This window comes from Pseudomonas sp. BCA17 (assembly GCF_004519405.1).
Taxonomy (GTDB): domain Bacteria; phylum Pseudomonadota; class Gammaproteobacteria; order Pseudomonadales; family Pseudomonadaceae; genus Aquipseudomonas.
Map to the genome: position 1 here is coordinate 53,460 of NZ_SGWI01000001.1, position 19,004 is coordinate 72,463.

Here is a 19,004-nt window from a genome sequence, read left to right on the forward strand (position 1 = left end):
TATCCCTTAACCGCGTGGAGTCGCGACGGCTGCGAGCTTGGGCGCGGCTTTATCCGGCGCCACTTGCTCCAGGTTGCTGGCTTCAAGCGCTTGTCGTTGTTGTGCCAGGGCAGCGAGGGTTTCCTTGCTGGCCATCGGGATGGTTTCCGGCGCTACCGGCGACCCCGGGCGAATGCGCTGCAGGCCCTTCACGACGATGGTGTCGTCCTTGTTCAGGCCGCTGCGCACGATGCGCAAGCCTTCGATCTTCGGCCCCAGTTCCACCGCACGATAGGCCGGCTTGTCGCCGTCCATCACCAGGACGAACTTCTTGCCAAGGTCGGTGCCCACCGCCTCGTCGTTGATCAGGACGGCGGAATAGGTGCCGCTGCCGACCAGCTTCAGGCGGGCATACAAGCCTGGGGTGTATTCGCCCTTGCTGTTATCGAACACGGCGCGACCGCGGATGGTGCCGGTAGCCGGGTTGACCTGGTTGTCGACAAAGTTCATCTGGCCCAGGTGCGGGTTGCCGGTTTCGTTGGACAGGCCCAGGTACACCGGAGTGGTTGCGCCACGACGGCCTTGGCGGGCCAGCTCGGTGTACTTGAGGTACACGCGTTCATCGGCATCGAAGTAGGCGTAGACCTTGTCGGTGGAGACCACGCTGGTCAGCGCGGTGACATCGGCGGTTACCAGGTTGCCGGCGGTGATTTCGGCACGGCTGACGCGGCCGCTGATCGGTGCGGTCACGCGGGTGAAGCTCAGGTTCAACTTGGCCAGGTCCAACTGCGCCTGAATGCCGGCGACAGCTGCGCGGGCTTCCTGGGCGGCGGTGGTGCGCGAGTCGGCCAGTTCGGCGGAAATCGCATTGCTCTGACGCAGGCGTTCGCCACGTTGCGCTTCATTATCGCTACGGGTGGCGGCGGCTTTGGTTTGCGCCAGTTGAGCTTCAAGGCGGCGCACTTCAGCCTGGAACGGGCGGGGGTCGATCTGGAACAGCAAATCGCCTTTCTTCACCAAGGCACCTTCGGTGAAGGCCACCTGATCGATCTGGCCCGACACGCGCGGGCGGATCTGCACGGTTTCCGGAGCTTCCAGGCGCCCGGTGAACTCATCCCACTCGTTGACCGGTTGTTCCAGCACCTTGGCCACGCTGATTTTTGCAGGGGGCATGGCGGCCGCTTGTTCCGGGGTTTTGCCGCATGCGCTCATCACCACTACGGCCAGAATCGCCAAGGGGAAGCGCAAATGTTTGAGTGACTGTTCCATGAGGTGCATCCGCCAATGTATTTGAGATGGGCGGATCATGCGCGGCGATGTGCTATGTCACGAATCGAATGAAACAAAGGTAACTATCATTCGGAATGATATAAACGAGAAATCAGCCCTCTAGCATGGGGGTTTCGTTAGGGAGCTATCAATAGGCGTGATGACAAAAGACTTTTGCAGCCTGCGCAATCAGTCTGCGGATGACCCACGCCTATCTGTCGCAACCCCTTCCTTAAAGAGCGCCCAACTGCTGCATCACCGTGAGATTGTCCTCGATGTGCCAGTTGGCGGCGATCTTGCCACCCTCGATCTGATAGATATCGGTGGCGATGAAGTCCACCGGCTGGCCCTTGCCCTTGACCTCGCCAAAAGTGCCGGTGAAGTGACCGCGAAAATGCAGGTGCACCACCACCCGGTCACCCGCGATGATCATTTGTTCGATCGTGCAGCTCAGGTCGGGCACCGCGCCACGAAAGGCCCGGGACGCCAGCAGCGGACCCTCAGGCCCTTGTTTGCGCCCCGGCGGCGGGGTTTTATCGATGAAGTGTTCGGCCAACGCTTCGCGGGCCAGGGTTTCATCGCCGGTATGCCAGAACGTGTCGTAGCGCCGGGCAACGTTTTCCATGGCCTCGCGTTGGCTCGTTGTGAGGCTCTTGTCGACCACGAGGGTCTCCGGTCTCACTAATTCAGTGTTTGCAGCGATGGCGGCGCCCGACAGGGCCAAGCCTAAAGCCATGGCCATGATTCGATAGTGTTTCATTGAGCAGTTTCCTTGAGTGGAAGAGGGCGTGACGCTTCAAATCGTCTCGGTTTCCCGCAGGCTGAGCGGACTCTTGAGGGTGTATTGCGCGATTGCGTCCTTGCGCATGAAGGCCACGCCCGGGTGACTGTTGGCGTACCGCAGGAACTCATCCCAGACTCTGACCATCTGTGGCGTGCCGCTGATACGGTCGTGGGCACTGATGGACATCATCCGGCGCCGACTGCCGGCCTCTGCGTACAGTTGGTCGAACTCCAGCTTCACCTGTTCGAGGAACTGGGACGGTGAGTAGTTGCGCCCCTCAATCAGCACGATGTCGTTGTTGCGCAAGGTGTACGGCACAACGACGAAGTCCTTGCCGTTGACCTTCTCGATAAAGGGTTCATCCCGGCTCACGTCATCGATGTGATAGACGTAACCCAGCTCTTGCAGGAGCGACAGGGTATTGGGGCCACGACGCAACCAATTGCAGTTGTAGCCGGTGACCGGCTGGCCGGTCACGTCTTGCAGCATGCTGCTGGCCTGGCGCAGGAACGTGCGTTCTTCATTGCGGCTCATGGCAAATTGCGAACTCCAGTGAGGCCCGTGACCTGAGGCTTCATGACCGCGTGCGACGATCTCGCGGGCCAGCGCGGGGTTGCGCTTTGCGGCATCGCCGATCATGTGACAAGTGACCTTCACACCGTGCCGGTCCCACAGGTCAAGCATCCGCGGTATGCCTTCGCGGTAGCCGTAGGCAAACCAGGCAGTGGTGGCCAGGTCCGCCGGAACGCTGTCGGGAAGGTCCACTTTCGGGAATGGGCTGTCAGTGCCTTTGAGCGGCTGGCCACCGGCTTCGAACTGCATCGAGATCGACACCACCAGCCGCGTGTCGTTTGGCCAGAAACGTCCGTTCGCCGGGCTTTGGGTTGGCGCAGGTGACGGGGTCGCCGCCGCCTTCGCGCGGGTCGGGTTGAGTAATGCACCCGCGGCCAGTACGGCCGCGCCTGCACCGGCTTGGGCCAGGAACGTGCGCCGCTGGGGATTGGCCGGCGCAGGCTCGCGCGTTGCAAGCGGGTCGCAAGGGGTATCGATGTTGGCCATCTCACATTGAATGATGGGCACTGTTGGGTCACTGCAAGGCATCAGTCTCACTCCACGCCGTAAAGGATGGATGCAACCCTAAGTCTTTAGGTTTATTTTGATAATCGAGCAAAAATCAAAAACCATCTTCGGAAATACCGAACAATGCTGCTAAAGAACCTTGAACTGTTTTTGCTAATCGTCGAGAAAGGCGGGTTATCGGCGGCCGGCAGGGAGCTGGGGCTTTCGCCCGCGTCGGTCTCCGAGCGACTGGCCCAGTTGGAAGGGTTCTACGGTGCCAGCCTGCTGAACCGCACCACACGGGCGATCAACCTGACCGACGAAGGCCGCCTGCTGGTAGAGGGCGCCCGCCGCTTGCTGGCGGAAGCCGATGAATTGCACAGCAGTATTCGCCTGGGTACGCACAGGATCTGCGGGCCGATCCGCCTCAGCGCCCCTGAAGACCTCGGACGCCAACTCATTGAGCCGATCCTGGCGCAGTTCATGGAAGAGCACCCGGACGTCAGCATCGATCTCAACCTCAGCGACGGCTACGTCGACCCCGTCAGCCAGGGCATCGATTTTGCCGTGCGTTACGGGGCGCTGGCCGACAGCCGCCTGCATGCCAGACCGATGGGGGAGAACCGCCGTGTCCTGTGTGCCTCGCCGGGTTATCTGGAGCTGAACGGCACGCCGCTGCACCCCGAAGACCTGACTCGGCACGAATGCCTGGTGATGCGCTTTGGTATCAATATTTCGCGCGAATGGACCTTCAAGCGTCACGGGCACACCCATCGGATCATGGTGCACGGCCGCAGAGTGGCAAACGACGGCGCGTTGGTGCGGCAATGGTGCCTGGCCGGTCACGGCATCTGCCTGAAATCGATATGGGACGTCAGCGCCGACCTCAACGCGGGGCGATTGGTTGAACTGCTCGAGGACTACGACTTGGGCAGTACCGCGCTGAACATCGTCTATCCGCCCACAAGGGTCCAGCCCCGGCGGGTGCGGATGTTGATCGAGCGGATTGTGGCGCAGTTGTCCAGCGCCGATGCAACGTCCGTTTCAGGCTGACAGCGAACGCTGGAGGGCAGGGCGGGCATGCCGCCAGGCCGTGCCTCCGCTGTTTATTCGTACCGGCTGAGTGTTTCAGCCCGAACGTAGGTACCCAACACGAGATCCCACAGCGGTGACGATACCCCGAAGTTCTTTTCGACACCCTGGCGATGGTGCAGATCGTGATTGGCCACCAGCCCTGGAATAAAGCGGTAAGCCCAATGCTCGGGGCGGTGCATCACGTAGTGCACCGAGATGTAAAAGAAGTATCCGCTCACGGCCCCCACAAAAACCGAGGTCAGGCCGGTGAACCAGGCCAGTAGCAACAGCGCGGCAAACGTCGAGCTGGTTTTCCAGCTGGACACGCCGATGTAGGCGAGTACGTCGACATGGTGGGTCCAGTGCTCGCGGCGGTACAACGAATGGAACAGGAAGCGGTGCGCCGAGTACTCCACGAGCGTCCATGCCAACAGGCCCGCGAGTGCCAGGCCGACGTCAAGCGGCGCGAGGTAGAGGGCGAGGAGAACGAAGAGGGGAACGGTAAAGAAATCGAGGTAGTAAGCGACGGACGACATCAGCCATTTATTGGAAGCAGCCATGTGCAGAATATCCCTGTAGTGCCCGATGGTCGGGGGCGCGATTCTCGGGTATCGCGCCGTCGCCGACAACTGTTTCGCGTGGCACTGCGACGCAGGTCTCAGGCTGCGGTGGCCGTGACCTGCCGACCGGGGATGGCGGCAATCAACTCCCGCGTGTAATCGCTGGCCGGCTGAGTGAATATCCGCTCCACCGAACCCTGTTCAACCACCCGGCCATTGCGCAACACCAGCACCTCATGAGCGAAGTTGGCCACCACCGACAGGTCGTGGGACACCAGCACATAGGCAACGCCTATCTCGCGTTGCAGTTCTTCCAGCAGATCAAGAATGTGCGCCTGCACCGAGACATCGAGGGCACTGACCGGCTCGTCCAGCAGCAACACGTCGGGTTTCAACGCCAGGGCCCGGGCTATGGCGACGCGCTGGCATTGGCCGCCGGACAGTTCGCGGGGCAGGCGATCCAGGTAGCTGACCGGCAGGTGTACGCGCGCTATCAACTCCCGCGCCGCCTGTTCGAGGGCCTGGCCCTTGAGCAGACCGAATGACACCAGCGGCTCGACAATGCTCTCGAACACTGTGAAGCGCGGGTCGAGGGCGGCAAACGGGTTCTGTTGCACCAGCTGCAGGCGTTGGCGCAGCGGACGGAAGTCGCGCCAGCTCAGGTCGGTAACGTCCTGTTGTTCGAACCAGACCCGACCCTGTGTCGGTTTTTCCAGGCCCAGCGCAATGCGCAGCGCGGTGCTCTTGCCCGAGCCGGATTCGCCGACGATGGCCAACGTCTGGCCGGAATAAACCTGCAGGTTAAGACCTTCAAGGGCTACGAACGTCGAGTCCTCGCCCTTGACCTTGGGCAGCGCAAACGTCTTGCCCACGTTTTGCAAGCTCAGGATCGGGGGCTGCGCGGGATCTATGCGGGCCAAGGGCGCGCGCCGCCTGGCGAACGCGGGGGCTGCGGCAATCAACGCACGGGTGTAATCGTGTTGAGGCGCACCGAGGATCTGGTGTGGCGGCCCCTGCTCGACGAGTTCGCCTTGTTGCATCACCAGGATCCGATCGGCACGGTCGGCGGCCACGCCCAGGTCATGGGTGATGATCAGCAGCGAAATCCCGCGCTCGCTGACCAGGTACTGCAAGTGGTCGAGGATCTTGCGCTGTACCGTGACGTCCAGGGCGCTGGTGGGCTCGTCGGCGATGATCAACCGCGGGTTGCCGGCCAGGGCAATGGCGATCAGCACGCGTTGGCGCATGCCGCCGGAAAGTTCATGGGGATACTGGCGTGCGCGCAGCACGGGTTTGTCGATGCCCACCTGTTGCAGCAGCGCGACAATGTCGGCGTCCACTGCGGGGTAGCGTTTGCCCTTGGCCAGGATCAGTGCCTCGGCAATCTGCTGGCCGATGCGCAGTGTCGGGTTGAGGCTGACCATCGGGTCCTGGGGCACCAGGCCGACCGTACGGCCGCGCAGGCTGCGCTTCTGGCGCTCATTGGCGTGAGTCAGGTCGTTGCCGTCCACCCATAATTGTCGGGCGTTGATCTGTGCGTTGTCCGGCAGCAGGCCGAGGATCGCATTGGCCAGGGTCGACTTGCCCGAGCCGGACTCGCCGACAATCGCCACCGTTTCGCCTTGGGCGATGGCGAATGACAGCGTGCGCACCGCTTGATTGACGTGCTCGCCGGAGCGGTAGCTGACGCTGAGTTGGCGAACATCCACTAGAGCGCTCATCGCTGGATCTCCTCGAAGGTGCGGGCAATATGGTTGAGGCTGAACACCACGGCGACCAGGAACAACCCGGGCAGCAGTGACACCCACGGGGCGGTGATCAGAAAGTGCCGACCGTTGGCGATCAAGGTGCCCCATTCCGCCGCCGGTGGCGCGGCGCCGAAACCGAGAAAGCTCAGGCCGGCCGTGGCCAGGATGGCCGCGCCAAAGTCCAGGGTCGCCAGCACTGCCACCGGCCCCCAGGCGTTGGGCAGGATATGCCGCAGCAAGGTCCGCCCCCAGCTGGCGCCGCCCAGGCGTGCGGCTTCGACGTAGGGCAAGGTCTTGACCCGCAGCACTTCGGCGCGGGTGGTGCGGGCGAAGCCGGGGATGATCCCGACCCCTACCGCGATGGCGACCGGTACGGTGCCGAAGCCGATCGCGGTGACGATGGCCAGCGCCAGTAACAGGCCGGGCAACGCCAGCAGTACATCGACGATGCGCATGATCAGCGCATCGATGCGCCCGCCGGCAAAGCCCGACAGAATGCCCAGCCCCAACCCGCCCAGCAGCGCGATCCCCACCGCCAGGGAAGCCGCCAGCACTGACAAGCGGGCGCCGTACACCACGCGGGTGAACAAATCGCGGCCCAGTTCGTCGGTGCCGAACCAGTGGGTCAGGTTGGGCGCGCGAAGCTTGTCGACTGGCGCAGTCGCGTAGGGATCGAAGCTGCTGAGCCCATGCGGCAACACCGCCGCGATCAATGCAAACATCAGCACCAGCAACGCCAGGCTGAACCCCGGACGGCGCAACAGCCGCAGCACCCGCGTCGTTGTGCGTTGCAAGCGGCTGCGACGTCGCCACAGGTTAGGGCTGGCCGGTGCAGCTTTACCGCCCAGGTTCTGTTCAAGCATGGTCATGGTCTAGGACACCTTTGGCGTGTGGGAAATACGCGGGTCGAGCCAGGGATAGAGCAGGTCCACCAACAGGTTCACCAGCACAAATGCGGCCGCCGACACGGCGACAATCGCCAGCACCACGGGAATGTCTTGTCGCAGCACGGCTTCCTGGGCCAGGCGACCGATGCCGGAGCGGGCAAAAATGGTTTCCACCAGCACCGCGCCCGATACCGTATTGCCCACCTGCAAGCCGATCAGGGTCAGGATCGGCAGCGCTGCATTCTTGAACCCATGACGTGCCTGCACCTGGCCCCGGCTCAAGCCCTTGGCATAGGCGGTAGCGATGTAGCGCTCTTGCCACACGCCCTGGAAGCTGCGTTGCAACACCTGGGCATACACCGCTGCACTCGGAATCGCCAGGGTGATTGCCGGCAACACCAGGCTCTCAATGCCCCGACTGCCGGTGGCGGGAAACCAGCCCAGGCCGAAGGCAAACACTTGGATCAGCAACAGGCCCATCCAGAACACTGGCACTGAAAACCCCAGGGACGGCAGGCGGGTCAGGACTTTTTTCAACGGTTGCCAGCGAATGTATGCCGTCAGGTAGGCCAGGCCGATGCCGCCGAGTAACGACAGCACGATGGCGAATCCGGCGAGGGACAACGTCTGTGGCAAGCGCTCGGCGAGCAATTCGGCGACCGGACGATTGAGCGAAAGCGATTGCCCGAAGTCACCGCGCAGTGCACCCAGCAGCAGGTCGAAATACTGCTCGAACACGCCTTTATCCAGGCCGTAATACGTCCGCGCCTTGGCCAGGTCCGCCGCCGACAGCGAATCGGCCTCCATGCCCGCGGCGCTGAGCATGATCGACAACGTATCGCCGGGCAGCAGATACAGGATGAAGTAAGTGACGCTATAGGCACCCCACAGCACCAGCAACGCCTGGCCGACACGGCCGATCAGGTAGCGGCTCATGGTGTGCCGATCTCGATATCACCCAGCAGCGCGAAGCCCTCGGCGGTCCAGCGAAAGTTCTTCACTTTGGATGACGTGGCGGCCTGCCAGACCCGTTCGTATATCGGGAACGCCGAGCTTTCATCGATCAGCAGATCCTGCAGGTCGCCATAGGCCGTTGCGCGTTGCGGGCTTTGGGTGGCGGTGATGCCGGCATCGAACAGGGTCTTGGCTTTGTCCAGCACGGCGGGCGAGTAGAGGTTGGTGGCCAGGGTCGAACTGTTGGCGGTGCGTGGATCAAGAATGGTTTGCAGGATGATCGGGTCGGCGCGGGTCATGTAGGTGCTGGTCAGGTCGTAGTTGCCGGCAGAGTTGTTGGCGACCCATTCGGCACGTGTCACCACGCTGAGCTTCAACTCGATACCGACCTTGCGCAGTTGGTCCTGGATCAATACGTCGCCGGCGGTTTCAGCCGGGGTGAGGTTGTAGCTCAGGCTCAGGCGCTTGCCGTTTTTCTGGCGATAGCCGTCTGCGCCCTTGGCCCAGCCGGCTTGCTCCAGCAATTGTTCGGCGCCGGCGGGGTCGTAGGCCAGTTTGGAAGCCTGGCTTTTGAAATAGGGCGTGGTCACATCGAAGAGGCCGCCCACCACCGGGAATTCGGCGTTGTACACGGTGCTGGCGTAGCTCTTGCGGTCGATGGATTTCTGCACGGCCAGGCGTACTTGCGTGTCGGCCAGCGCGCGCTCACCACGGGTGTTGGGGTACAGGTTCAACGCAGGTCCCGGCAGCGATCGGCTCTGGATGGTCGCGCCCTTGGACTGGAGCAGTTTGAGATCCACTTCCGAGAACGGATTACGCGGCCACAGGATGTCGGCCTTGCCTTGCAGGAACAGGCCGTTGCGCACGCTTTCTTCGGGGATGTAGCTGATGTCTACCGCGTCCAGATGCGCCTCGCCCTGGTTTTTCATATTGGCCGAGGCCCAGGCATAGCCTTTGCGTTTAGTCAGGTGCGCACCGACTTCCGGGGTGTAGCTGGCCAGGACGAACGGGCCGGTGCCGATGATCTTGCCCAGGGACCGTTCCTTGACGCTGAGGGCGTAGGAGGCGGGCGCAAGGATCGCCAGGTTGGTGGTGGAAGTGGCTTGCAGGAACCCGGCATTCGGCTTGGCCAACACCAGTTTGATGGTGAACGCGTCGACCACTTCGGCATGGTCATAGCCCGCCAGATACGTCGCGCCGAAGGTGGCCGGCAGGTCGGTGGCCAGGGCCTTGTCGCTGTCGAACGCGATTTTTACCGCCTTGGCATCAAAGCGCTCACCGTTGCTGAAGGTGACGTCGTCGCGCAGATGGAAGGTATAGGTCAGCGCATCGTCACTGACTTCCCAGCTTTTGGCCAGCCAGGGAATGATCTTGCCGGTCGCCGGGTCCTGGTCGGTGAGGGACTCGGCGACATTGCGCAGCAGCACCCGATGCTCAAGCCAATAGACCTGGAACGGATCGACACTGACCAGGGTAGTGTTGTCGCCGAAGAAGGCGATGTTCAGGGTCTTGCTCGCCTGGGTGTCGTTCCCCGGCGAGCAGGCGGCCAGGCTCAGGGCCAATGCGCAAGGGGCCAGCAGACGGCTCATCAAGTTGGAGGTATTCAATGGGTTGCCCTCGTGTGGCGTATCGGGTGCGTGCAGGTGTGGATCAGAAGTCGTAGGCCAGCTTGGTGTACCAGTAGCCGCCGCCCGGATAAAACGGCGGGTTGCCGTAGGGCGCCAGGCCCAGGTTGCTGTAGACGGCATGCCGGTCGGGGCGCACGTCGAAGATGTTGGTACCGCCGAGGCTGACGGTGAGGTGATCGACGAAGGTGTAGCTCACGTCCAGGTCCGTGATCCATTTGGCGCCAAAGCTGCGATCACCCGTCGGGTTCACCGCCAGTGTCTTGACCGCGCCGTAGCGGCTGGTTTGCAGGGTGACGGCCAGGTCCTCGACCTTCCAGTTGGCGCCCAGGATCCATTTGGTCTTGGGTGTGGCGTCGGTGAGGTCGCCTTCGCGATCGCGGCCCACCAGGGTCACGCCGGAGTTGGCCAGCGCGCCGGGAGTGTCGCGGGCGCCTTCGATGGTGGTCTTGTTCCAGTTGAAACCCAGGCTCCAGCGCACATCGCCCCAGGCATCCAGCGGCGTGGTGTGATCGGCGACCACATCCAGGCCACGGGTGCGGGTGTCGAAGGCATTGGTGTAGTAGTTGACCCAAGTGCCGGTGGGCACGCCTTGGGCGGCGAGGATCGCGTTGATCGCGCCATTGCCGCGGTCGTAGATATTGCTCGTCAGGGCAATGCGGTCATCAATATCGATCAGGTAGGCATCGGCTGTGACGCTGGTACGCGGCGCCGGTTGCCAGGTCAGGCCGAGACCGAGGTTGCGGGATTTTTCCGGCTTGAGGTCATCGCCACCCAGGGCTTTGGCCAGGTTGCTGCCGGACGGGGTCAGGCGGGTCACGGCGGGCACCACGTTGCCATTCACGTCGGTGGCCACTCGGTTGTCCGCCACGGTATAGCCGATCTGCGTCAGGGACGGCGCCCGAAAGCCGGTGCCCACGGTGCCGCGCACGGCGACGGTATCGGTCAGGTCATAGCGTGAATTCACTTTCAGGCCGAAGGTGTTGCCCGAATCATCGTCGTAATGCTCGACCCGCCCAGCCACGTCGAGGAACCAGCGCTCGGTCAGGTCAAAGCCAAGGTCCAGGTAGCCCGCATAGTTGTTACGGATCAGGCTGACTTCATCTTCCGGCCGGATCGTCACGGCCGCCTGTGCGCCCGAGGCGGCCGGGTAGGTGCCGGTGATATACGCCGCGGGCTCGCCGGCGAAGGTACTGAAATGTTCCCAGCGATGCTCCAGGCCGGCCGATACCTGCACCGGCGCGGTCAGGTTGAACAGGCTGTCGTAGCGCCGGGTGACGTCCAGGTTGTTGACCCACTGCTCGAATCGGAAGGTCGCCAGGTTGTCGAATCGGGTCGGTGACGCAGTGCCCAGCGACGGGTTGATATTCAGGTCGCTGGAGTGATGGACGTTGTTACGCCCGTAGGTGGTGCTCAGGTCCCAGTTCCACTCGGCCAGTTGGCCCTTGCCGCCGAAGAGCAACTGATAGTCGCGGTCCTTGATGTTGTTGAGCGGGTAGTAGCCGTTGGGAAATACCTGCGGCACGGCAGCGGCGCCGGTGGGCAGGCGAAAGTAGTTGGCCGCTTCGGCATCGCGCTCGCCATAGGTGGAGAACGAATACAGCGTCAGGTCCTCCAGCGGCAGTTCGGCGTTGTAGGCCAGGTTGAACGCCTTGAGGTCGGGGTCGCCGTTCTTGATGGCCACGCGATCCCAGGCCGCCTCCTTGGCCGGATCGTTGAACGCCCTGACGCTGCTGTCTGCCTTGTCGTTCCACGCGGCGTTGCCGCGCTTGCGGGCATCAGCCGAAAAGTGGAAAAAGCCGCCATTACCGAGCTTGAAACCCTGGTCGCCGGCCACCTTGATGGTTTCACCTTGCCCGGAAAACAACTGTCCGTAGCTCGATTCCAGGTGCCCGCCGTTGTCGGTGGCCTTGAGGATGATATTGATCACCCCGGCCACTGCATCCGAGCCGTATTGAGCGGCCGCGCTGTCTTTGAGTACCTCGATATGATCCACCGCGCTCACCGGGATCAGGTCGATGTCCACGGCATTCGCACCGCTGTTGTCGATAGAGCCACGCTGGCCGGTGGCGCCGTTGTGCCTGCGTTTGCCGTTGACCAGCACCAGGGTGTAGGCCGGTCCCAGGCTGCGGTTGCTCAGGGGGCGCGTCACCGAGTTGTAGCCGGCGATATTGGTGCCGAAATTGAATGAGGGCAGCAGCCTGGCGATCGCCTCCGACAGCTCGGCGCGACCGGTCTTGAGCAACTGTTCACTGTTGATCACATCAATCGGTGCCGGGCTGTCGGCCACCGTTCGCGCCTGGCCGCGCAGGCCGGTGGAAATCACGGTGACGGTATCGAGCTTGGCGTCCTCGGCGAAGGAGGGCGCCGCGGCCAGCAGGAGGGAACTGGTCAACAATGACAGATGGAACTTGGGGAGGGGAAAGGCAATGTCTGGCATATCGAGCGAGTTCCCTTAAGCCTGGTTCAGGCTCCTGATGGTCGGAGGTTCGTCCTCCACCAGGTATGGGGTCGGTCTGTGATATGAAGATATTCCTATAAAAAACCTCAGTGAAATTCTTTTTTAGAATAAGCTAATTATCAGATATTGTTATTTTTGGTTTGTTTAAGATTCTTTATTTTTATTATTTTTGCGACGCCTCGGCATGGGTGCAACTGCGGAACGCGCGGTCGCATCCTGTTGGCGGCGCGCCTGCGCAGCACTGCGCCCTTGAGTTTCCATGCGCTGGGTCATCGCCCAGCCGCCTGGACTTCGGCGTGAACGTCGGTTGTTTATAAGGTTTCAAGAACCGTATGATCAGCCCACGCGCCCTATACGGGGCGCGCCGTACCAACCCCTCTGAAGGACAATCGCATGGAAAAGCACTTCGGTAATTCGGGCCTGTTCAAGGTTGCTTCGTATCGCTGCAACGCCTCCCTGGCGAACGGCATCGCCGTCTGGGAACTGAAAAACAGTGCGCTGAATACGAAGGAGTTTTTGATATGTCCAAAGAATTACTCGGAGTTTTTGCTCTAGGGTTGATGGTAATCGGTGAGTTTTGTGCCATTTACAGCGAGGTCGTCACGGCCCGGCTTGCCCAAACGGGAAACGGTTCGCCGGAGGCGTTTGTACTGCCCGTCGTCCTGATGTGCTTTGCAGGTTTATGCCTGCTGGGTGCCTATTGGTTGGGGTATGTCGCGGTGGGCGATATCTGGATCGTCACCGTGGTCTCGGTCACGTCGTTGCTGCTGCTTGAGCCTGTTGTAGTGTGGGCCTTGTTTCACGAGGCGCCGGGGCGGGGTGCATTGATCGGGTTTTGCCTGGGGGCGCTGGGCATGCTGTCCACGGTATTGCTTTGACGCAGTAGCTCGCGGGGAGGCATAAAACCGCATTGGGCGGGCGACCGGCCCCGCCCAATGCCTGACGACCCGATGGGGCTGTGCTTGAATCGATCAAGCCAGCGTGTTCAAGCACACCACCTTGGGCTGGGTCATTTCTTCATAGGCGAAACGCACCCCCTCACGGCCCAGGCTGCCGTATTTGGAGCCGCCAAACGGCATCGCATCGAAGCGATAGTCGGACGAATCGTTGATCATCACACCGCCGGCTTCGATCCGGCGTGCGGCGCTCATGGCCGTGGCCAGATCGCGGGTAAAGATCCCGGCGTGGAGGCTGTATTCGGGTTCGTTGGCCAGTGCGATGGCCTCATCGAAGGATTCAAAACGCTGCAGCACCACCACCGGCGCGAAGACCTCGTTGCGCCAGATCTGGCTGGCGTGATCGACGTTTTCCAAAACGGTGGCGGCGTAGCAGGCGCCTTCGCGTCGATGCCCGCAAAGCAATGTGGCGCCTTGGGCCAGGGCGTCAGCGACCACACGCTCGGCATTCTGTGCTGCTTGTTGAGTGATCATCGGGCCGATATCGGTGTTGGCGAGCATAGGGTCGCCGACCACCAAGGCTTCGGTTTGGCTGACGAAGCGCGCGCGGAACGCTGCATAAATGGACGCATGCACCAATAGCCGCTGAGTGCCGATGCAGTTCTGTCCCGCTGCCCAGAACGCGCCGGACACGCAACTCGCCACGGTGGCCTCAAGGTCACAGTCGTCCATGACTATCACCGGTGCATTGCCACCCAGGTCCATCGCGAGTTTCTTCAAGCCTGCAGTGCGGGCAATCTGCTCGCCGGTGACAAAGCCTCCGGTAAAGGAAATCATGCGCACTTCTCGCGCCGCCACCAGCGCCTTGCCCAGCTCCGCGCCGCCGGTGGCCAGCGTGACCACGGATTCGGGCAAGCCGGCTTCGACCAGGTACGACACCAGTTTTATCGCCGATAACGGCGCCAGCTCGGAGGGTTTGAGAATCACCGCATTACCGCCGGCGATGGCGGGGCCAAGCTTATGCGCCACGAGATTCAATGGGTCGTTGTACGGCGTGATTGCGACGATTAAACCGAGAGGCTCACGGGAGAACCAGCCCTGGCGCGACGCCGAGCCTTCATACGCATCAAAGGGGATCACCTCGCCGGCATTACGCTTGGCCTCTTCGGCGGACAGCTTGAGGGTGTTGACGCAGCGCTTGACCTCTTTTTCGGCCTGCTTGAGGGTCTTGCCGGCTTCCTCGACGATCAGTCGGGCAAATGCCTGAGCATCGCGTTCGACGTGCAAGGCTGTCTGTTCGAGAATCTGCGCCCTGCGATAACGCGGCAACCCCGCACACACCTGCACGCCGTCGCGGCCCCGCGCCAGCAACTGCGGTACCTGTGAGGCACACACATCAGCGACGCTGTCGATCAGCGTACCGTTGTAAGGGTTGAGGACTTGGATCTGGGGTGCCACGACGGCCCGGGCCAGGTTCGATACGTTCATGGGCTTACTCCCGGTTCTGTGCGGCAGCCTGATGCAGGCTGATGATGTCTGACAGCAGCGCGAAGGCTGTTTCCGTACGCCCGGCGCCCGGCCCTGACACCGTCACCGTGCCGATCAGGTCGGTGGTGAACGACACCGCGTTGGTGGCCCCGCCGATGCCGGCCAACGGATGAGCGTTGTCCAGCAGGCGCGGTTCGACGCTGGCACTGACCGAACCGTCGGCCTGACGTGTGGCGGCGCCGATCAGCTTCCAGCGTGCATTGTTCTGGCGGGCCTGGTTGATGTCGTCCAGGGTGAGGGCACTGATACCGCGGCAGCGCACGTCGCTGACACTGAGCTTCGCATCCAGCAGTTCGTTGGCGAGGATCACCACTTTGAGGCGCACGTCATGCCCCTCGACATCCGCTGTCGGGTCGGCTTCGGCATACCCCAGCGCCTGGGCCTGCTCGACCGCTTCGGTAAAACCCAGGCCACTCTCCATGCGGGTCAGGACGAAGTTGGACGTGCCGTTGAGAATGCCCTCGAAACCGCTGATCGTGCTGCCCGCCAGCAACTGCCTGGCCAGGCGGATCACCGGTGTGCCACTCATGACCGAGCCTTCATATTCAAAGGCCACGTGATTGCGCTGTGCCAAGGCTTTCAATTGAGCACCGTGCAGGGCAATCGGCCCTTTGTTGGTGGTCACTACGTGCTTGGCGCTCTCCAGCGCCCAGCGACAAAAGGACGTCGCCGGTTCGCCGTCCACCGGGTTGGTGAATGTCGCCTCAGCGATGATGTCCGCGCCGGAGTCCTTGATCACCACCTCGTTGAGCGCCAATGCGTTGCCACCCGGCAGTTGCGCCAGGGCGCCCTTGACCACCGGCAGACCTGCCAATAAGGCCGCGTCCAGCCCTTGACGATTGATCAGCGAGCCGAGGAACAGGTCGGTGACGCCGACGATTTTCAGGCTGAAGCCCAGTTCGGTTTTCCAGCGCTCATTGCGCTCGGCAATCAATTGCGCCAGGGCACGATTGACACCGCCAAAGCCGACCAGCGCGAGTTTATATTCAGTCATTTTTTTTATTGCCCTTGATCTGGGTGAGGAGGGGTAGGGCTCTAGATTAGGGGCGCGCCCAGGGCAGTGAAATATGCCGATTTGCTCTATTTCATGGGCGTTTTGACCAAGGGAAAGCACGCACGACCGGCATAAAAAAAGCCAACCGGAGTTGGCTGATGCCAGTCAGTTAAGAAGGGGAAAGGCTAAAAAGTAACCTGTGGCGAGGGAGCTTGCTCCCGTTGGACTGCGCAGCAGTCCCATGCTTTGTAAACAAAGAGCGGGGCCGCTTCGCGGCCCAGCGGGAGCAAGCTCCCTCGCCACACATACAGCGTTCACCCTTGACTGGCTGGCATTAACCGGAGTTGGCCTTTTTCCAAGCAAAAACCGGCTCAGACGACGGAGGACAAAACGAACGAAGTCACGGTGTTTTCCACGCCCGCCAGTGCCGAGATCTGAGTCCACACCTGATGCACCCGCTGCGGGCTGGTTGCGCCGACGCGCAGCATCAGGTCGAACTCGCCGCTCATGACATCGCACTGGATCACTTCAGGGATCGCGCGCAGGGCCTGCAGGACGTCCTCCCCGCGCATACGGTCATAGCGATAGACGAAAATCACTGCGTTGATCTGTGAGGAGACGTGTCGTCCGTCGCCCGTCTGGACGGTATAGCCCAGGATCGCACCGTCGCGTTCCAGCCGTTCGATCCGTTGGCGCACGGCGTTGCGCGACAGGTTGACCTTGGCCGCCAGCTCGGCGTGGGCCGCCCGTGCGTTAAGCCGCAGCTCGGCGATGATGCGCTCATCAAGAGGGTCCAGGATGCGCTTCATGGGGCCTCCACTTGCCACGCGTTCAAAGCGTGTCGAGCACGGTAAGAAGGGCGGTGATGTCATCGGGGGCGACCCGATGACATGGTGGGCGTAGCAGTTGCTCGCCCTGGCTGGCCGGCTGCGGGAGGCAGATCCCCAGTTCGGCGAGCAGCGCCGCCGATTTGAGCGGGGAAATTTCCCCCAGCGTAACCATCGGCGCCACCAGGCTGCGCCGGTACAGGCGAGCGGCAATCACGCCGGTGGCCGTGTGCGGGTCGACGATGTAGCCGGTGTCGCGATGCAGCGCGATCATCTCATTCAGGGTTTCCTCATCGCTGACTGCGTAGGAGTCAATGATCATCCGTGCGCGTAACCAGCTTTCGTTGGCGAGGGTGATCTCGCCATGGGTTTCCAGCTCGAGCATCAACGCGCTGACCGCCTGATGATCATGCTCATACACTTCCCAGAGGAAACGCTCCAGGTTGGAGAACGTCGACAGGTCCATCGCCGGTGACCGGGTCTGGTTGGCGCGCAGCCTGGAATAATGGTTCTTCAGGAACAACTGGTGCAGGGCATCGTTGGTATTGGTGGCGACGATAATCTGCGTGATGGGCAAGCCCATCTTCTGCGCTACGTAGCCTGCATAGACTTCGGCGAAACTCGCCGCCGGCACGCTGAAACCGATCGGCCGCTGACCGCCGCCCAGTTGCAGCACCGCGTGGAAATACATCACCAGTTGTGCCAGGACGTTGACCCAGTTGCTGGAGTTGAAACTGATCGCCTCGTACTGGGGGCACGGCCACTGTTTGAACAGGCGGCTGACAATGCCCTGGCACTCGTCGAAGCTGCCGTCGACCGCAAACAGATGCACAGTGGGCCGCGCCACCGCCCACAGCGCGTGCAACTGGTGCTGCGGCACCCCGCGCTCCGGGTAGAGCACTACCAGATGGGCCTCGTCACAGTTTTTGAACGCCTCGATCGCCGCCAGGCCGGTATCGCCGTTGGTGGCGCCGAGCATCACTGCGCGTCGGGCGCGCCGGTGCAGAAAGTATTGCACCAACTGCGCCTGCAACTGCGCGGCAAAATCCTTCGAGGAGCGGGTAGGGCCGTGGAACAGCTCCAGTACCCATTCATTGCGGTCGACCTGATGCAAAGGCGCTACGGCCCGGTGCTGGAAACGGCGGCTGGCCTCTTTGAGCAGGCGCTTGAGATCCGGCTCGGGAATGGCGTCCCCAATGAACGGACGCAAGATCCGATACGCCAATTCGTCGTAGGGCAAGGTAGACCAGTTCGCGATGTCCTGGGGTTCGAATTGCGGCAGGTCCAGGGGGACGAACAGCCCGCCGTCGTCGGCAATGCCGGACAATACGACCTTTTCGAAGTCGACCCGTACGGCGGCATTTCGGGTACTCACATAGTGCATGCTTTGGCTCCGGCCACTATTTGTATCGGTGTGCCTGCTCGACCAGCCAGGTTGAAAACATCACGGCGTCGGGATGCTCGTCGGCGCCTGAACCCCTTACCAGGTAAAACGATTCGCTGGCTTCGATGCGCTGGTCGAAGGGTTCGACCAGGCGCCCGTCCTGAAGCATTTCGTCGACCATCGAGGAGCGTGCCAGTGCAATCCCTTGCCCCAGCTCCGCCATGCGCAAGGTCGAGATCAGCGTGTCGAACTGCAAGCCGCATGACGAATCGACGGTGTCCGCGCCGACCATCTTCAACCAGTAACCCCAACCCTCCTCGTAGCCCAGCACATGCAGCAGTGTGTGCTGGGCTACGTCCTGGGCAGTGTTCAGCGGCGAACGTGCGATCAGGGCGGGCGAGCACACCGGAAACAAGGTGTCCCAGGTCAGGCGCTGTGAAACCAGGCCGGGCCATTGGCCATGGCCCCAGCGAATCTCCATATCGTCTTCGCCATCCAGCTCCTTGACCCAGATATTGCTGATGTAGCGGATATCCACATGCGGATGGGTCTGACGAAAGCCCACCAGTTTGGGCGCCAGCCAGTGCACGAAAAACGCCAGGCTGCCACGCACTTTGATCGGCCGGCGTTTGTGCTGGCCAAAAATCTCATTGGTGCCGACTGCCAGCCGGGTGATCGCATCCTGCACCACCGGCAGATAGGCCTGGCCTTCTTCGGTCAGGCCCAGGCCACGCGGCAACCGCTTGAACAGCGCCACCCCCAGATGGCTTTCCAACTGCCGGATCTGCTGGCTGACCGCACCCTGGGTCAAACACAGTTCGTCAGCGGCGTGAGTGAAGTTCAGGCATCGAGCGGACACCTCGAAGGCCCGTAGCCAATTCAACGGAGGGAGTGGCTTTTGCTTCATGGTCTGTACCTTATCGACGCTGTGCCGAGCACGCTGGGCCACACCGTC

General features: G+C 62.0%; 17 protein-coding genes. 3 read left to right on the top strand and 14 right to left on the bottom strand.

Annotated features, from left to right (window positions below):
• Positions 1-6: 6 nt before the first annotated feature.
• From mexE to EXW71_RS00245, 3 genes are all read right to left on the bottom strand, one after another.
• The gene (gene mexE / locus EXW71_RS00235) at positions 7-1,248 is read right to left on the bottom strand and encodes a multidrug efflux RND transporter periplasmic adaptor subunit MexE (protein ID WP_123716421.1); all 1,242 of its coding nucleotides are present in this window, start codon (positions 1,246-1,248) and stop codon (positions 7-9) included.
• A 232-nt stretch (positions 1,249-1,480) separates the two neighbouring features.
• Positions 1,481-1,984 carry an ester cyclase gene (locus EXW71_RS00240; RefSeq protein ID WP_372241311.1) on the bottom strand — a complete coding sequence of 168 codons (504 nt, stop codon included), beginning with the start codon at positions 1,982-1,984 and terminating at the stop codon, positions 1,481-1,483.
• A 60-nt stretch (positions 1,985-2,044) separates the two neighbouring features.
• Positions 2,045-3,112 carry a polysaccharide deacetylase family protein gene (locus tag EXW71_RS00245; RefSeq protein WP_372241297.1) on the bottom strand — a complete coding sequence of 356 codons (1,068 nt, stop codon included), beginning with the start codon at positions 3,110-3,112 and terminating at the stop codon, positions 2,045-2,047.
• A 123-nt stretch (positions 3,113-3,235) separates the two neighbouring features.
• Here EXW71_RS00245 and EXW71_RS00250 point away from each other — a divergent pair, with 123 nt between their 5' ends.
• Positions 3,236-4,144 (top strand): LysR family transcriptional regulator, encoded by a 909-nt coding sequence (locus EXW71_RS00250; RefSeq protein ID WP_134657116.1) that lies wholly within the window; start codon positions 3,236-3,238, stop codon positions 4,142-4,144.
• Positions 4,145-4,197: 53 nt separating this feature from the next.
• Here the strand turns inward: EXW71_RS00250 and EXW71_RS00255 are convergent, their stop codons facing one another.
• The 6 genes from EXW71_RS00255 to EXW71_RS00280 form a co-directional block, all read right to left on the bottom strand.
• Positions 4,198-4,725 (bottom strand): sterol desaturase family protein, encoded by a 528-nt coding sequence (locus EXW71_RS00255; RefSeq protein WP_134657117.1) that lies wholly within the window; start codon positions 4,723-4,725, stop codon positions 4,198-4,200.
• A 98-nt stretch (positions 4,726-4,823) separates the two neighbouring features.
• A complete protein-coding gene (locus tag EXW71_RS00260) occupies positions 4,824-6,446 on the bottom strand; it encodes an ABC transporter ATP-binding protein (protein ID WP_134657118.1) in 1,623 nt (540 codons plus the stop codon).
• Positions 6,443-7,342 carry an ABC transporter permease gene (locus tag EXW71_RS00265; protein WP_134657119.1) on the bottom strand — a complete coding sequence of 300 codons (900 nt, stop codon included), beginning with the start codon at positions 7,340-7,342 and terminating at the stop codon, positions 6,443-6,445. The genes EXW71_RS00260 and EXW71_RS00265 overlap by 4 nt, the downstream gene beginning before the upstream one ends.
• Positions 7,343-7,345: 3 nt before the next feature.
• Entirely contained in the window at positions 7,346-8,296 is a 951-nt protein-coding gene (locus tag EXW71_RS00270) for an ABC transporter permease (protein WP_134657120.1), read from the bottom strand.
• Positions 8,293-9,903, bottom strand: a complete 1,611-nt coding sequence (locus EXW71_RS00275) for an ABC transporter substrate-binding protein (RefSeq protein WP_134657883.1) — start codon at positions 9,901-9,903, stop codon at positions 8,293-8,295. The genes EXW71_RS00270 and EXW71_RS00275 overlap by 4 nt, the downstream gene beginning before the upstream one ends.
• A 61-nt stretch (positions 9,904-9,964) precedes the next feature.
• The gene (locus tag EXW71_RS00280; RefSeq protein ID WP_134657121.1) at positions 9,965-12,379 is read right to left on the bottom strand and encodes a TonB-dependent siderophore receptor; all 2,415 of its coding nucleotides are present in this window, start codon (positions 12,377-12,379) and stop codon (positions 9,965-9,967) included.
• Between the two features lie 414 nt (positions 12,380-12,793).
• Here EXW71_RS00280 and EXW71_RS28675 point away from each other — a divergent pair, with 414 nt between their 5' ends.
• Positions 12,794-12,955, top strand: coding sequence for a hypothetical protein (locus EXW71_RS28675; RefSeq protein WP_167659692.1), 162 nt, complete (start codon positions 12,794-12,796; stop codon positions 12,953-12,955).
• Between the two features lie 5 nt (positions 12,956-12,960).
• Positions 12,961-13,278, top strand: coding sequence for a hypothetical protein (locus EXW71_RS00285; protein ID WP_167659695.1), 318 nt, complete (start codon positions 12,961-12,963; stop codon positions 13,276-13,278).
• A gap of 93 nt (positions 13,279-13,371) precedes the next feature.
• On the opposite strand, the gene EXW71_RS00290 is transcribed toward EXW71_RS00285, so the two are convergent.
• From EXW71_RS00290 to EXW71_RS00310, 5 genes are all read right to left on the bottom strand, one after another.
• Positions 13,372-14,784: an aldehyde dehydrogenase family protein gene (locus EXW71_RS00290; protein ID WP_134657122.1), complete on the bottom strand. Its 1,413-nt coding sequence runs from the start codon at positions 14,782-14,784 to the stop codon at positions 13,372-13,374.
• Between the two features lie 4 nt (positions 14,785-14,788).
• Positions 14,789-15,838, bottom strand: a complete 1,050-nt coding sequence (locus EXW71_RS00295; protein ID WP_134657123.1) for a homoserine dehydrogenase — start codon at positions 15,836-15,838, stop codon at positions 14,789-14,791.
• 371 nt (positions 15,839-16,209) lie between these two features.
• Positions 16,210-16,647, bottom strand: coding sequence for an Lrp/AsnC family transcriptional regulator (locus tag EXW71_RS00300; protein ID WP_134657124.1), 438 nt, complete (start codon positions 16,645-16,647; stop codon positions 16,210-16,212).
• 22 nt (positions 16,648-16,669) lie between these two features.
• Complete coding sequence (thrC, locus tag EXW71_RS00305) at positions 16,670-18,049, bottom strand: threonine synthase (RefSeq protein ID WP_134657125.1); 1,380 nt, start codon at positions 18,047-18,049, stop codon at positions 16,670-16,672.
• Between the two features lie 16 nt (positions 18,050-18,065).
• Complete coding sequence (locus EXW71_RS00310; RefSeq protein ID WP_134657126.1) at positions 18,066-18,956, bottom strand: LysR substrate-binding domain-containing protein; 891 nt, start codon at positions 18,954-18,956, stop codon at positions 18,066-18,068.
• Between the last annotated feature and the right edge of the window lie 48 nt (positions 18,957-19,004).